Raw genomic sequence first — 13,453 nt, forward strand, 5'->3', positions numbered from 1 at the left:
CTCAAAAATCCCATGTCGATCACTCCATATCTCCCCGACCGAATCCGTCAGGGCAACGTGTTCACATGGGTCAATTCTCAGTGGAAATTTGGTGAGCTACCGGGTCACTTCTCAGCGGAAATCAACACCCTAGGGGGTCTGCCCGAACGATCCGAAACCGCCGGAGCGCCGTTTGCGGCGTCTGAGGACGTGCCTCCGACCCATCCGACAGTCCCTCCCGGTGCGGTGTCGGTCACGATGCGCTCGATCCAGCCATTCTCTGCCAAAGGCGTGACCGGCAGAAACGGACCGGTCCCGGTGTCACGCGGCCACACCCCGATCACGCAGGTCGGTCAACACCTCGGCGGCGATCCCGAACGAGCGGACCCGCGCGCTGTGGTCGTGGATCATGCCCGTGATCATCAATTCATCTGGCCGGAACGTGTCGATCAGCGTGCCGAGTTGCTCCCTCACGGTCGCGGCCGATCCGGTGGCAGAGCATGACAGGGCCTGCCGCACCTGGGTCATGACCGGCGCGGGAATGTCCTCATCGACGTCATGGGTCGGGTAAGGCAGTTTGCCGGGCCGTCCCGTTCTCAGCCGTGCGAAGGCGAGCAGTTGCGAGGAGCGCAGGAATTCCGCCTCGGCATCGCTATCCGCCGCACAGACCCCAGCGGCCATCATCACATAGGGTTTCTCCAGATGCGCCGACGGCTGGAAGCTACGGCGGTAGACCTCCAGCGCCTGCTCCAGCATCGCCGGGGCGAAATGCGAGGCAAAGGCATAGGGCAGGCCCAGATACGCCGCCAGTTGCGCGCCATAGAGGCTGGACCCGAGAATCCAGACCGGGACATGGGTGCCGGTTCCGGGAATGGCGCGCACGGGCGATGTGCCGGTGTCGTCGCCGAGATAGCCGATCAGTTCCTGCACGTCCTGCGGAAAGCTGTCTTCGGGCGCCATGTGACGGCGCAGCGCCCGTGCCGTGGCCATATCGGTGCCGGGCGCGCGGCCCAGCCCCAGGTCGATCCGCCCCGGATACAGCGTTGCAAGGGTGCCGAACTGCTCTGCAATGACAAGCGGCGCGTGGTTGGGCAGCATGATGCCCCCGGCCCCGATCCGCATGGTTTCGGTTGCGCCCGCCACATGGCCGATCAGCACGGCGGTGGCCGCGCTGGCAATCCCCGGCATGTTGTGATGCTCGGCCATCCAATAGCGATGATACCCGGCCCGCTCGGCGGCTTGGGCAAGATCGACGGTTCCCGCCAGGGCATCGGCGGCGGTTTTCCCCTCGGGAACAGGGGACAGATCGAGAAGTGAAAAATGCTGCATTAAGGCCTCCGTTGGAACACAGCTAGGCACCACGTGCGGCCACGCCAAGGCTGTATCGGATTTTTCAGTGGCCCGGCATTGGTTGGTCCGGGTGCGCCGAGGTTCTGGATGTTGTCTGTCTCTGCGCGCCGCGCGCCTTTTTGACGCGGCTGTCGGGAAAAGAACGGCAACGCTCCTGCAGTTCCCTATCAGGCCGTCGCTATGGAGAAATCAGCCAGAGCGGACGCTGCTGGCTGCGACGCTTGTCGAGGACTGAAATGTCAAAGAAACCTTACGAAAACACACGTCATGGTATCCGAAGCCAACGGATGAAGACATCCACCGCGTCAGTTCATACCGCCTCTACTTACGCGCGGTATAGTCCGAAACATCTTCGCAGGGCTGCCAGTGCCCTGAAGTTCGGATAGCTTTCAGGTTCAACGAAACCAGGACAACTGTCCGGAGACAAAAAAGACGCCCAAGGGCGCCTTATTTCATTGGTCGGAGTGAGAGGATTCGAACCTCCGACCCCTGCCTCCCGAAGACAGTGCTCTACCAGGCTGAGCTACACTCCGACCGTGGAACAGGCGATTACAGATCGTTGCGGTGCTTTGCAAGGGGGATTCGGGGGTTCTTGTGTTTCGCGGTGGCGATTTGCATTCTGTCATCCGGAGTAACCGGCATGTTGGCACAGGCATTGCCCGCCCTTGGAGGGATCGGGCTGTTTCTTCTGGGGATGAAGATCATGACGGACGCCCTGCGCGAGGCCGCGGGCGCCGGGCTGCGCCGTTTGCTGGCGCGCTTCACCACCACGCCCTTGCGCGGAGTCGCCAGCGGTGCATTGACCACGGCGGTTATCCAGTCCTCCTCGGCGACCACGGTCATGACGGTGGGGTTCGTGGGCGCGGGGTTGCTCAGCTTTCCGCACGCGCTCGGGGTCATTTACGGCGCGAATATCGGCACCACGGTGACCGGCTGGATCGTGTCGCTGGTGGGGTTCAAGCTCAGGCTGGGCACGGTGGCGATGGGGCTGTTGTTCTTGGCCAGCCTTGCGCTTTTGCTGACCGAAGGGCGCATGGCGCGGCTTGGGCGGATCGCGGCGGGGTTCAGCCTTTTGTTCATCGGGCTGGACATGATGCAAGACAGCATGAGCGGCGCGGGGGGCTGGTTGCACCCCGACCGGATGCCCGGTGACGGGATCGGCGGGTTGCTGATCATGGCCTTCGTGGGGCTGGCGATGACGGTCGCGATGCAATCCTCGTCCGCCGCCGTGGCAGTGGTGCTGGTCCTGCTGGACAGCGGCGCGCTGACGCTGATGCACGCCGCCGCCGCGGTGATCGGGATGAATCTGGGCACGACCTTTACCGCCCTTCTCGCCGTGCTGGGCGGATCGCGGGCAATGCAGCAGACGGCAGCGGCCAACCTGCTGTTCAACTTCGGCACCATGCTGATCGCCTTTCCGCTGCTGATGATTTCGGCGGGTGCGTTACAGGATATCGCGATGCGTACCGGGGCGGATACCGCGCTGGTCCTGTTCCACACCGCGTTCAACCTGCTGGGAACGGCGGTGTTCCTGCCGTTTACGGATCGGTTTGCCGGATTGGTCGCGCGCCTGTTGCCCGAGCCGTCAGTCAGCACGCCGCCCGAACTGGACGACCGCCTCCTGCGCGATGAAGGCGCGGCCATGCAGGCGGCGCACAGTGTCCTTCACTGGGCGGCGCGGGACGTGCTCAGCGCCTATTCCGCAGCGCTTGGCCCGAACCGGGATTTGCGGAGGCTGTCGGCGCTCGAACCGCGTGTCCTGCCGGTTCTGGATCAACTGAAAGATTACCTTGCGCGGATCGTCCTGCCGCGCGACAAGCCGGACGAAGCCGCCGCCTATGCCGCGCTCATGCATCAGGTCGATCACCTGACCCGCCTGTTGGAGCAAAGCGGCCGGCGCAGCTTTATCCCGATCCTGACGGCAAGGCCGGTCACCCTGCGCCCGGTGCGCTGGTTCGCGTGTTGCCTGTCACCCGAAAAGGGCCTGCCCCTGCCTGCCATTGGGGCGCGGCTGGCGCGCATGACCGGCGTGATCGACAGGCGCACGCGGCGGCACCGGCGCGCGCTTCTGCTGGGGGAACATGCGGGGATCTATTCGATGCAGGAAACCTTCGAGACCACCGATGCGATGCGGTGGCTGAACCGAATCATGCACAATGTGCAGCGCCTCGGGGAATACGACCAGACCGTGCAGAACAAACTGGGGCGGACAGATATGCCCGCCCCGCAGTCGTAAGGATCAGAGGCTGGCGTCCAGCGCCGCGACGATGGCATCGCCCATTTCCGAGGTCGACACAGGCTGCACGCCGTCTTCGCCCAGCAGGTCTGCGGTGCGCTTGCCATCGGCCAGCACCTGCTCGACCGCCTTTTCGAGGCGCGTCGCCTCGTCGCCCTGATCGAAGCTGTAGCGCAGCGCCATCGCAAAGCTGAGGATACAGGCAATGGGGTTGGCCTTGCCCTGTCCGGCAATATCGGGGGCCGAGCCATGTACCGGCTCGTACAGGGCCTTGGGCCGTCCGTTGGCCATCGGTGCGCCAAGGCTGGCCGAGGGCAGCATGCCAAGGCTGCCGGTCAGCATCGCGGCGGCGTCCGACAGCAGGTCGCCGAACAGGTTGTCGGTTACGATCACGTCGAATTGCTTGGGCCAGCGGCACAGCTGCATGGCACCGGCGTCGGCATACATGTGGCTCAGTTCCACGTCGGGGTAATCCTCGTCATGGACCTTCTGCACCACTTCGCGCCACAGGATGCCCGATTCCATCACGTTGGCCTTTTCCATCGAGCACACCTTGTTGCCCCGCTTGCGGGCCAGTTCGAAGGCGCTGCGCGCGACGCGGTCGATTTCGGATTCGGTATAACGCTGGGTGTTGATGCCCACGCGCTCGTTACCTTCCTCGAAGATACCGCGCGGTTCACCGAAATAGATACCGCTGGTCAGCTCGCGCACGATCATGATGTCGAGCCCGGCAACCACATCCTTTTTCAGCGACGAGAAATCGGCCAGCGCATCGAAACATTGCGCCGGGCGCAGGTTGGCGAACAGGTCCATTTCCTTGCGCAGGCGCAGCAGGCCGCGCTCGGGCTTCACCGAGAAATCCAGGTTGTCGTATTTCGGGCCACCCACCGCGCCCAGCAGAACGGCGTCCACCTCCTGCGCCTTGGCCATCGTATCGTCATGCAGGGGCGTGCCGTGCTTGTCATAGGCGGAACCGCCGACAAGATCCTCGCTGACGTCAAAGGACAGGTCGCGCTTGGCGCCGTACCAGTCGATGACCTTGCGCACCTCGGCCATGACTTCGGGGCCGATGCCGTCACCGGGCAGAATAAGAAGCGAGGGGGTGCTCATGGGGCGTTTCCTTTGCGTTATCTGGTGTCTGCTTTCGCCTATCCCGAAGCCCCGCAATGGTCAAGAAAGGCGGCGCGGGCTATAGGCGTACACGCCCCGCATCAAGGGTTTGGAACAGCTAGCTCTATGGCTCGCGCGAGTCGGTTTCCAGATCGACCCAGACCAGCCGGTGCGCGCTGGCCGTCATGGCCGCCTCATGGCCCGGTGCCCCCTTGGGGGGCCAATGCACCGCCGCCGCGCGCACCGTCCAATCCGCCGAGGGCAAAACGTAATCCACCCGCAGCGGGCCGGGGCCGGGCGCGGGCCAGTCCACCGTGTGCAGGCGCGGATCGCCTTTCGCTCCGGCCACTGGCAGCTCCGGGCCGGGGCGCATCGGGCGCGGGTCGCGCACGCGCGGATCGGCCAGCAGGGCGCGGATCGCACCCTTGCGCCCGCCTCCATCCACCGGGTCCACCGTCGCCCCGCCCAGAATGACGAACCGCGCCTTGGGGGCCGGGCCGAACGCCCCGTCCAGCACATGCTGCCACAGGCGGATTTCATCGTGATTGCGGCGGCCATTGCGATCTTCGGGGCCGTCGAACACATGCGGGGCGGCGTGAAAGGCCATCAGGCCGATGCGTCCGCCGGGCGCCTGCACCGGCACGATCCAATGCCCGACCGAAGACAGGCGCTGTATCGCCTGCGCCTCTTCGGACGGGAACGGCTTGCCGTCCGTCACGGGCAACAGCGCCCCCGGCACGTCCCGCCACAACAGGCCCGACAGATCGCGCACTGCAGCCCGGTCAATCGGATAGCGCGACAGGATCGCCATGCCCCCTTGCCCGAAAAACGCGCCATAGCCCTGCGCATCGGCCCCGCCGCCCAACCGGCCGTCACCGTTCAGGTCCAGCCCCGTGGGCTGGCCGCTGTTGGGTGGCAAGGCAAAGATATGCGGATAATGCGGCCCGCTCCGCGCAATGGCATCGCGCAGCGCCCGCAACCCATGCAGGTCGTGATCATGATCGACGCCCTGCAGCAACAGGATATCCGGCGTCACCTGCGCAATCACCTGCACCACGGCGGCCACCTGCGGATCCTTGTCTGTCAGGATATCGCGCAGCAACAGGCCGGGACCGTCACGTTCCAGACCCGTGTTGAATGTCGCGATGCGCAGGGTGTCCGCCGGGGCGCCCCCGGCGACAATCATCAGGAAAAGCGTCAGGATCAGGCGCTGTGCAACGCCTCGGCCTCGGCCCGCGCATAGGCGCGCTTGCGCTTGTCTTCGATCATCTCGGCGATACGAGACATCGCGACACCGCGCATCAGCATACTTGCAGGCAGAAAGGCCCATGCGGTCATCGTCCAGATCAGCGTTTGCGGATTGGCGATCGAGATCGGGTCGATCAGATCGGATGCCGCCTTGATCGCCGCCGGAATCAAGAATGGCAGCAAAGACCCTAACACAATGTTAAGGCCCGCATCCCGTTTCAGACGATAGAGAACATCGCCGCCACCCGTCGGATCGAACAGCGGCAGGTTCACCCAGACATTGAACGCACCGTTACGCAACGGCCAGCCGAACATGCGCACCGCCGTGATGAACACAAAGATCATCACGATGGAGATCGTATAAGACAGCCCCGCCGCCGTGCGCACCGAGGCGATCAGCGCCGCATCGGCATCGGGCGGCATCATCAGCACCACAAGGCGCACCGGCGAATACGGAAAGTCGATCACCCGGCCCAGCCCGTCGCCCAGCTGCGTCAGGAACAGGCTCCACCCCGTAGGATCGTGGGCGCCGCGCAGGATGATCGTCAGCAGGAAAACCGTGCTGGCGAGTCCGAAGAACTTGATCCGGTTGAACGGCGGGGCGAAACGGAATTCGACGATGCTGGGATACTGACCGTAATATTCGATGAAGGTCATGAACGACGCAAGAATGGCCAGCACCACCACAAGCTGCGCCGTGTCCGTTCCCGTATCCGGCAATAGCAACGATGGCGTTGCAACCAGCAACGCAACCAGAATGGCGCGTATCAACGCACTGGTAACTTGTGAAAACACTGCCCGCTTCCCTTCAAACTGGACCGGCACGGTACTTCGCCGCGCCGTTGTGCCAACTTGATTCCGCCAATTGTGGCGGTATGCCTCATTTCTGTCCAATTTTTGCCCACTTTCGCTCCGCGGCTCAAGCTGTACCCGGACAAGACATGGGTTTTTCGGCAAATTGATGTATGGGGTGGTGCGGGATTGCATCAATTTCGGTACAGAAATTGGGCAGCCTTGTGGCCCACCACTACATTTTGCGGTTTACCCGAACCCGACAACCAGAGGCATATTCCCCGATCCAAAAATGAAAGCACCGCCGGATTGCTCCGGCGGCGCATCAGATCAACGGTGGCGCAAGATCAGACCCAGGGGCGCTCCGTGCCCGCCTTGGCCTCGAAAGCATCAATGGCGGGCGCCTTTTCCATGGTCAGGCCGATATCGTCCAACCCTTCCAGCAGGCAATGCTTCTTGAACTGGTCCACCTCGAAGGGGAACACCTCGCCATCCGACGTGGTGATCGTCTGGTTTTCCAGATCGACGGTCATCCGCGCGTTCGATCCCTTCTCGGCATCCTTCATCAGAACGTCGATCTGGTCTTGCGGCAGGGCGATGGGCAGAATGCCGTTCTTGAAGCAGTTGTTGAAGAAGATGTCGGCAAAGCTGGGCGCGATGACACAGCGGATACCGAAGTCCTTGATCGCCCAAGGGGCATGCTCGCGCGACGATCCACAGCCGAAATTGTCGCCCGCGACAAGGATTTCAGCCTCGCGATACTGCGGTTTGTTCAGCACGAAATCGGGAATTTCGTTGCCGTCATCATCGTAGCGCATCTCGTCGAACAGGTTGACCCCCAGCCCCGAACGCTTGATCGTTTTCAGGAACTGCTTGGGAATGATCATGTCGGTATCGACATTGATCAGGGGCAGCGGGGCGGCAATGCCGGTGAGTTTTTCAAATTTTTCCATTCTGGTTCTCCTTGGCTCGGTCAGAGCCGGGGTTGTTCATCGAAATCAGGGATCACGGGCCGGGAACGGCCGGCGGCGATTGCGGTGGAACGGACGGCGCGGCTGACATAGACTTTGGAATCGTGAAAGAAAGCGCGCTCATCACCTGGCCCGAACTGAGGCAGATTACCGATTGCACGTTCAACCGTTGGCATGCCGGTATCGGCGACCCCAGCCTCATGGGCTGGCTGACCGTTTTCGCCTATGTCCTGACCTGCGCCCTGGCGTTTTCCGTTCGGCGCAAACTGCCGCCGCACCCTGCCGGCCAGAGACTTTTCTGGTCCTGCCTGGTGCTTTTGCTGGCGTTCCTGGCGATCAACAAGCAACTGGATCTCCAGTCGCTCGCCACCGCCAGCGCACGCTGCACGGCCAAGGTTCAGGGCTGGTACGCCGACAGGCGCAACTTTCAGATCATGGCGATCCTGTCCTTTATCGCCATCGCCTGCTTTGCGGGCCTGATCCTGCTCTGGGTCATACGCAAGGCCTTCTGGCGGAATGCGCTTGCCCTTGCCGGGCTGACAGCGGTGCTGGCCTTCGTGATGGTCAGGGCGGTGGGGTTTCACCACATGGATGCCCTGATCAAACGCGAAATAAGCGGTCTCCGGCTGAACTGGATTCTCGAACTGTCCGGTATCGCGCTTATATGTGCCAACGCCGTTTATCATCTTCTCCGCTCCCGGCGCACCAGACCTAGATAAGGTCCCGCACGTCCGTCAGCTTGCCGGTCACCGCAGCGGCGGCGGCCATTTGCGGCGACATCAGATGCGTCCGCCCGCCACGGCCCTGACGACCCTCGAAGTTGCGGTTGCTGGTGGCAGCGCAGCGTTCGCCGGGCGACAACTGATCGGGGTTCATCGCAAGGCACATCGAACACCCCGCAAGGCGCCATTCGAACCCGGCCTCCTTGAAGATGTCGGCAAGGCCCTCTTCCTCGGCCTGTGCCCGCACAAGGCCCGAACCGGGCACCACCATGGCGCGCAGACCGTCCTTGATCTTCTTGCCTTTCAGGATTTCGGCGGCGGCGCGCAGATCCTCGATCCGGCCATTGGTACAGGAGCCGATGAACACCGTGTCGATCTCGATATCGCTCAGCTTCTGACCGGCGGTCAGGCCCATGTATTCCAGCGCACGCTTGGCCGCGTCCACCTTGCCGCCCTCGAAATCCGAGGGGTTCGGAACGGTATCGGTGATCGGCAGCACGTCTTCGGGGCTGGTGCCCCAGGTGACGACGGGCGCGATATCCTCGCCCTTGATGGTGATCACCTTGTCCCAATGCGCGTCGTCATCGGAATAGAGCGTCTTCCACCACGTCAGCGCGGCTTCCCACTGTGCGCCTTTCGGGGCGTGGGGGCGGCCCTTGATGTATTCGAACGTGGTTTCGTCCGGGGCGATCAGACCGGCGCGCGCGCCGCCTTCGATCGCCATGTTGCAGACGGTCATCCGGCCTTCCATCGACAGCGAGCGGATCGCCTCGCCGCAATATTCGATCACATAACCCGTGCCACCCGCCGTGCCGGTCTTGCCGATCACCGACAGGGTGATGTCCTTGGCGGTCACGCCGGGGCGCAACTGGCCGGTGATCTCGACCTTCATGTTCTTCGACTTGGTCTGGATCAGGGTCTGGGTGGCCAGCACATGCTCGACCTCCGAGGTGCCGATGCCATGCGCCAGCGCGCCGAACGCGCCATGCGTGGCGGTGTGGCTGTCACCGCAAACCACGGTCATGCCCGGCAGCGTCCAGCCCTGCTCGGGGCCGACGATATGCACGATACCCTGACGAATATCGTCCACCGGGTAATAGTGGATGCCGAAATCCTTGGCGTTCTTGTCCAGCGCCTCGACCTGGATGCGGCTTTCCTCGTTCTGGATGCCGTTCACGCGGTCGGGCGTGGTGGGCACGTTGTGATCCGGCACGGCAATCGTGTTTTCCGGCTTGCGCACCTGACGCCCAGCCATGCGCAGCCCTTCAAAGGCCTGCGGGCTCGTCACCTCGTGCACGAGGTGACGATCGATATACAGAAGGGATGTGCCATCCTCGGCTTCATGCACGACATGTGCATCCCAGATTTTGTCATAGAGTGTCTTGGCAGACATGCGGGGAACTCCCGTTTGGCGGAATGTGGTCAAATAGCTCAACAGGTCTGGTCGCGCCTCATAGGCGCGCCAGCACCGTCATGGTCGCACCGTAAAACCGCCAGGGCAGGCGTGCGCGATCATCCATGTCGAAAATCCGTGTCATGCCATGTCAGATACAGCCGATGCCCGAGTCTATCAAGGGGATAGGTCACACAAGGCATGCGTCCCGAAAACGGCCCGCTCAGTCGGGCACCAGCATATACCCCTCGCCGCGCACCGTTTGCAGGTAGCGGGGCTGCTTGGGATCGGCCTCGATCTTGCGGCGCAGCCGGGTGATCTGCACATCGACCGCACGTTCCTGCGCCTGTCCCCTGTCGCGGCCCAGATCCTCGACCAGCTTGGTGCGGCTCACCGGCTCGCGCAGGTTCTCCGAGAATATCCGCATCAGCTGTACCTCGGTCGCGGTCAGGCGCACCATGGCGTCGCCCTCAAACAATTCCGAGCGTTCGATATCGAACCGCACCGGCCCCATATGCAGCACCTTGGGCGCCGCCAGCGCCGCGGCCGGTTCGGGCATCCGCCGCAGGATCGCGTTGATCCGCAACAGCAGCTCCTTGGGTTCGAACGGTTTGGGCAGGTAATCGTCGGCCCCCGCTTCGAGCCCGGCAATGCGCTCTTCGGTCTCGCCCCTCGCGGTCAGCAAAAGGATCGGCGTTTGCATCGTTTCGCGCAAGGATCGGGTCAGCGAAACGCCGTCTTCACCCGGCATCATCACATCCATCACGATCAGGTCGAATTCCAGCCCCGACAGGACACGCCGGGCATGTGCCGCATCCCGCGCGACCGACACCAGAAATCCGTTTCGCACCAGGAACTTGCGCAACAGGCCGCGAATGCGCTCGTCATCGTCCACGATCAGCAGATGAGGAATGGGATCGCTCATACGTCCTTGTCCCTGATGGCGTGATAGCGGCGGCGCATATCGGGGTCCATCATCGCCTCCAGCACCTTGCGGAACCCGGCAACCGCTTCGGGGCCCGCGGTGCGATATGCGCCCCGCATCCGGGCGCGTTGCGCATCGCTCAGCTTCTGTTCCAGCACGTCACCGGCATCCGTCAGGTACAGGTGGCGTTCGCGCTTGTCGGCGGTACCGACGCGGCTTTCCACCAGACCGTCCTCAATCAGGGTGCGCAGTACGCGGTTCAGCGATTGCTTGGTCACGCCCAGAATGGCCAGCAGGTTGTTCACCGTCGTGCCGGGAATACGCGAAATGAAGTGAAGCGCCCGGTGATGCGCACGGCCATAGGCCATTGTCGCGAGGATGCGGTCGGGATCGGCGGTAAACCCCCGATAGGCAAAGAACATCGCCTCGATTCCCTGCCTCAGTTGTTCATCCGTCAGGAACAGCAGGGTTTCCCCACCTTGTGGTTCAGGCATCGGCTCCTCCGGTCGCATCCTGTGAGCGTTTGAAACACATTACGTCAGCTTTATTGACATTCCAAGGATGAACTGGTAGCGAATCGCAGCTTTGACGCAATTATATGTCCGATATGGACGTTTCTCGCGCAATATATGGAAATCTCTCGCCACAATAAAGGAGATAGGCGATGGCTGGTTATGATGATCGTGACGGCAAGATCTGGATGGATGGCACCCTGGTCGACTGGCGCGAGGCCAACGTACATATCCTGACGCACGCGTTGCACTACGCCAGTTCCGTGTTCGAGGGCGAACGCTGCTATGACGGCAAGATATTCCTGTCGCGCAAGCACTCCGAACGCCTGCTGAAATCGGGCGAGCTGATGGATATGCAGATCCCCTACAGCGTCGATCAGATCGAGGCCGCCAAACAGGCCGTTCTGGAGGCCAACGGGCTGGACAACGCCTATGTGCGCGTCGTCGCCTTCCGTGGCGCGGGCGAAGACATGGGCGTCGCCTCGGCGCGTAACCCGGTGCGCATGGCCGTGGCCGCGTGGGAATGGGGCAACTATTACGGCGACGCCAAGATGAAAGGCGCCAAGCTGGACATCGCCAAGTGGAAACGCCCCAGCCCCGAAACCATCCCGACCGCCGCCAAGGCCGCCGGTCTTTACATGATTTGCACCATGTCCAAACACGCCGCCGAGGCCAAAGGCTGTTCGGACGCGCTGTTCATGGATTACCGCGGCTACGTGGCCGAGGCGACCGGCGCCAACGTGTTCTTCGTCAAGGACGGCGAGGTGCACACCCCCGACCCCGACGCGATCCTCAACGGCCTGACCCGCCAGACCGTGATCAAGCTGCTGGAAGAGCGCGGCATCAAGGTGAATGTCCGCCACATCATGCCCGAGGAACTGGAAGGGTTCGAGCAATGCTGGCTGACCGGCTCGGCCGCCGAAGTCACGCCCGTGGGCCAGATCGGCGACTACACGTTCGAAGTCGGCCAACTCACCCGCGACATCGCCGAAGGGTATGAAAAGCTGGTTCGCAGCTAAGCCCCCTCCCCGGCGCGGAATACACACGCTTCATGGGACCAGGCCCTCGGTCTTGCCCCATGACCACATGACAAAGCGAAGGCCGGGCATTGCCGCCCGGCCCGCCCGCTTCAGCCCTGATACTCCTCGTCCGAAACCTTCTCCATCCAGGTGACGGGGCTACCGTCGATGCTTTCCTGAATGGCGATATGGCTCATCGCGGTTTCGGGCGAGGCGCCGTGCCAGTGTTTTTCATCGGCGGGGAACCAGACGACATCGCCCTGGCTGATTTCCTCGATCGGCCCGCCTTCCCGTTGGACCCGGCCACGCCCGAAAGTCACGATCAGGGTCTGGCCCGCCGGGTGGGTGTGCCACGCGGTGCGCGCGCCGGGCTCGAACGTGACATGCGCGCCGCCCGCGCGCCCCGGCTCCTCGGCGGTGAACAGTGGATCAACCCGCACGGTGCCGGTGAAATACGCCTCCGGGCCGGGGGCCGAGGGGGTGGTGCCTGAACGAATGATTTTCATGGATCAACTCCTTGATTTGGGCACGGGGCTCAATCCCGCAGCTTTTCAAAACGATAGATAAGCGCAGGGCCACCGGGCTGACCATAGGCCAGTTCCGCCGTGACCATGGCAAAAGGCTCGACGAACCGCGCGGTGTGTAGCCCGCCCGCCTCCAGCGGCTCGAAACCGATGTCGCGGATAAGCCCGTTCGCGATATCCTTGGCCCCCGCATCGTCCCCATAGATCAGAAGATGCGGGCGCGGTGCCTGCTCTTTGCGGGCGAAAACGCCCGCAAAGCTTTCCGACGGGCTGGTATTGAAGCACGACACCCAGCGGGCGTCGGGGCGCATCCGGGCCAGTTCTTCGGCCCCCGACGTAGTGGTGCCCACCACCAGATCGGTGTTGCTCTCGTCCAACGGCACGCAGCAATTCAGCACAACCTGCCCGGCAAGATCGCCCGCCTGCTCCAGCACGTCGCCGATCCGCGACCAGTGAACCGCCAGCAATACCGCCTCCGCACCCCGCACGGCATTCGCGACCGATCCGCTGGCAGCCCCGGCATCACGGGCCAGCCGCTCCAGCTTTGCCGGGCTGCGCGCATAGGCAAAGGTCACCTCATGCCCGCAACGCGCCCAAAGCGTGCCCAGCTTGGCCCCCATCAGGCCCGATCCCAATATGCCGATCTTCATCGCGGTTCTCCTTCACGTCATG

At 63.1% G+C, this 13,453-nt stretch carries 13 protein-coding genes and 1 tRNA gene; 3 read left to right on the plus strand and 11 right to left on the minus strand.

Going from position 1 to position 13,453, the window contains the following annotated elements; all coding sequences use genetic code 11:
- Positions 1-300: 300 nt before the first annotated feature.
- Both KPG71_RS10275 and KPG71_RS10280 read right to left on the minus strand, forming a co-directional pair.
- On the minus strand, positions 301-1,308 hold the full coding sequence (locus KPG71_RS10275; RefSeq protein ID WP_216338001.1) for an LLM class flavin-dependent oxidoreductase: 1,008 nt from the start codon (positions 1,306-1,308) through the stop codon (positions 301-303).
- 477 nt (positions 1,309-1,785) lie between these two features.
- Positions 1,786-1,862, minus strand: a tRNA-Pro gene (locus KPG71_RS10280).
- 107 nt (positions 1,863-1,969) lie between these two features.
- On the opposite strand from KPG71_RS10280, the gene KPG71_RS10285 reads away from it, so the two are divergent.
- The gene (locus KPG71_RS10285; RefSeq protein WP_216338002.1) at positions 1,970-3,565 is read left to right on the plus strand and encodes a Na/Pi cotransporter family protein; all 1,596 of its coding nucleotides are present in this window, start codon (positions 1,970-1,972) and stop codon (positions 3,563-3,565) included.
- A 3-nt stretch (positions 3,566-3,568) separates the two neighbouring features.
- On the opposite strand, the gene leuB is transcribed toward KPG71_RS10285, so the two are convergent.
- From leuB to leuD, 4 genes are all read right to left on the minus strand, one after another.
- Positions 3,569-4,675, minus strand: a complete 1,107-nt coding sequence (leuB, locus tag KPG71_RS10290) for a 3-isopropylmalate dehydrogenase (protein WP_216338003.1) — start codon at positions 4,673-4,675, stop codon at positions 3,569-3,571.
- Positions 4,676-4,799: 124 nt separating this feature from the next.
- Positions 4,800-5,861, minus strand: coding sequence for an endonuclease/exonuclease/phosphatase family protein (locus KPG71_RS10295; protein ID WP_216338004.1), 1,062 nt, complete (start codon positions 5,859-5,861; stop codon positions 4,800-4,802).
- Positions 5,862-5,878: 17 nt separating this feature from the next.
- The gene (locus KPG71_RS10300) at positions 5,879-6,718 is read right to left on the minus strand and encodes a hypothetical protein (RefSeq protein WP_216338005.1); all 840 of its coding nucleotides are present in this window, start codon (positions 6,716-6,718) and stop codon (positions 5,879-5,881) included.
- Positions 6,719-7,062: 344 nt separating this feature from the next.
- Entirely contained in the window at positions 7,063-7,668 is a 606-nt protein-coding gene (gene leuD, locus KPG71_RS10305; protein ID WP_216338006.1) for a 3-isopropylmalate dehydratase small subunit, read from the minus strand.
- 11 nt (positions 7,669-7,679) lie between these two features.
- On the opposite strand from leuD, the gene KPG71_RS10310 reads away from it, so the two are divergent.
- Positions 7,680-8,405, plus strand: coding sequence for an isopropylmalate isomerase (locus KPG71_RS10310; RefSeq protein ID WP_216338007.1), 726 nt, complete (start codon positions 7,680-7,682; stop codon positions 8,403-8,405).
- Here KPG71_RS10310 and leuC read toward each other — a convergent pair.
- From leuC to KPG71_RS10325, 3 genes are all read right to left on the minus strand, one after another.
- Positions 8,398-9,801 carry a 3-isopropylmalate dehydratase large subunit gene (gene leuC, locus KPG71_RS10315; RefSeq protein ID WP_216338008.1) on the minus strand — a complete coding sequence of 468 codons (1,404 nt, stop codon included), beginning with the start codon at positions 9,799-9,801 and terminating at the stop codon, positions 8,398-8,400. The genes KPG71_RS10310 and leuC overlap by 8 nt on opposite strands.
- A 223-nt stretch (positions 9,802-10,024) precedes the next feature.
- Positions 10,025-10,726 (minus strand): response regulator, encoded by a 702-nt coding sequence (locus KPG71_RS10320; RefSeq protein ID WP_216338009.1) that lies wholly within the window; start codon positions 10,724-10,726, stop codon positions 10,025-10,027.
- Complete coding sequence (locus KPG71_RS10325; RefSeq protein WP_216338010.1) at positions 10,723-11,220, minus strand: MarR family winged helix-turn-helix transcriptional regulator; 498 nt, start codon at positions 11,218-11,220, stop codon at positions 10,723-10,725. The genes KPG71_RS10320 and KPG71_RS10325 overlap by 4 nt, the downstream gene beginning before the upstream one ends.
- 170 nt (positions 11,221-11,390) lie before the next feature.
- On the opposite strand from KPG71_RS10325, the gene KPG71_RS10330 reads away from it, so the two are divergent.
- On the plus strand, positions 11,391-12,257 hold the full coding sequence (locus KPG71_RS10330) for a branched-chain amino acid aminotransferase (RefSeq protein WP_216338011.1): 867 nt from the start codon (positions 11,391-11,393) through the stop codon (positions 12,255-12,257).
- A gap of 110 nt (positions 12,258-12,367) precedes the next feature.
- Here the strand turns inward: KPG71_RS10330 and KPG71_RS10335 are convergent, their stop codons facing one another.
- A complete protein-coding gene (locus tag KPG71_RS10335) occupies positions 12,368-12,763 on the minus strand; it encodes a cupin domain-containing protein (RefSeq protein WP_216338012.1) in 396 nt (131 codons plus the stop codon).
- A gap of 29 nt (positions 12,764-12,792) precedes the next feature.
- Positions 12,793-13,431, minus strand: coding sequence for an NADPH-dependent F420 reductase (locus tag KPG71_RS10340; RefSeq protein WP_216338013.1), 639 nt, complete (start codon positions 13,429-13,431; stop codon positions 12,793-12,795).
- Positions 13,432-13,453 lie beyond the last annotated feature (22 nt).

Origin of the sequence: Roseovarius sp. PS-C2 (assembly GCF_018862045.1) — a bacterium.
Classification (GTDB): domain Bacteria; phylum Pseudomonadota; class Alphaproteobacteria; order Rhodobacterales; family Rhodobacteraceae; genus Roseovarius.

Bases quoted from the DNA above. Each gene is read 5' to 3' on its own strand.
- KPG71_RS10275 (WP_216338001.1), bottom strand. From the start codon at position 1,308: ATGCAGCATTTTTCACTTCTCGATCTGTCCCCTGTTCCCGAGGGGAAA.
- KPG71_RS10285 (WP_216338002.1), top strand. From the start codon at position 1,970: ATGTTGGCACAGGCATTGCCCGCCCTTGGAGGGATCGGGCTGTTTCTT.
- leuB (WP_216338003.1), bottom strand. From the start codon at position 4,675: ATGAGCACCCCCTCGCTTCTTATTCTGCCCGGTGACGGCATCGGCCCC.
- KPG71_RS10295 (WP_216338004.1), bottom strand. From the start codon at position 5,861: ATGATTGTCGCCGGGGGCGCCCCGGCGGACACCCTGCGCATCGCGACA.
- leuD (WP_216338006.1), bottom strand. From the start codon at position 7,668: ATGGAAAAATTTGAAAAACTCACCGGCATTGCCGCCCCGCTGCCCCTG.
- leuC (WP_216338008.1), bottom strand. From the start codon at position 9,801: ATGTCTGCCAAGACACTCTATGACAAAATCTGGGATGCACATGTCGTG.
- KPG71_RS10320 (WP_216338009.1), bottom strand. From the start codon at position 10,726: ATGAGCGATCCCATTCCTCATCTGCTGATCGTGGACGATGACGAGCGC.
- KPG71_RS10325 (WP_216338010.1), bottom strand. From the start codon at position 11,220: ATGCCTGAACCACAAGGTGGGGAAACCCTGCTGTTCCTGACGGATGAA.
- KPG71_RS10330 (WP_216338011.1), top strand. From the start codon at position 11,391: ATGGCTGGTTATGATGATCGTGACGGCAAGATCTGGATGGATGGCACC.
- KPG71_RS10335 (WP_216338012.1), bottom strand. From the start codon at position 12,763: ATGAAAATCATTCGTTCAGGCACCACCCCCTCGGCCCCCGGCCCGGAG.
- KPG71_RS10340 (WP_216338013.1), bottom strand. From the start codon at position 13,431: ATGAAGATCGGCATATTGGGATCGGGCCTGATGGGGGCCAAGCTGGGC.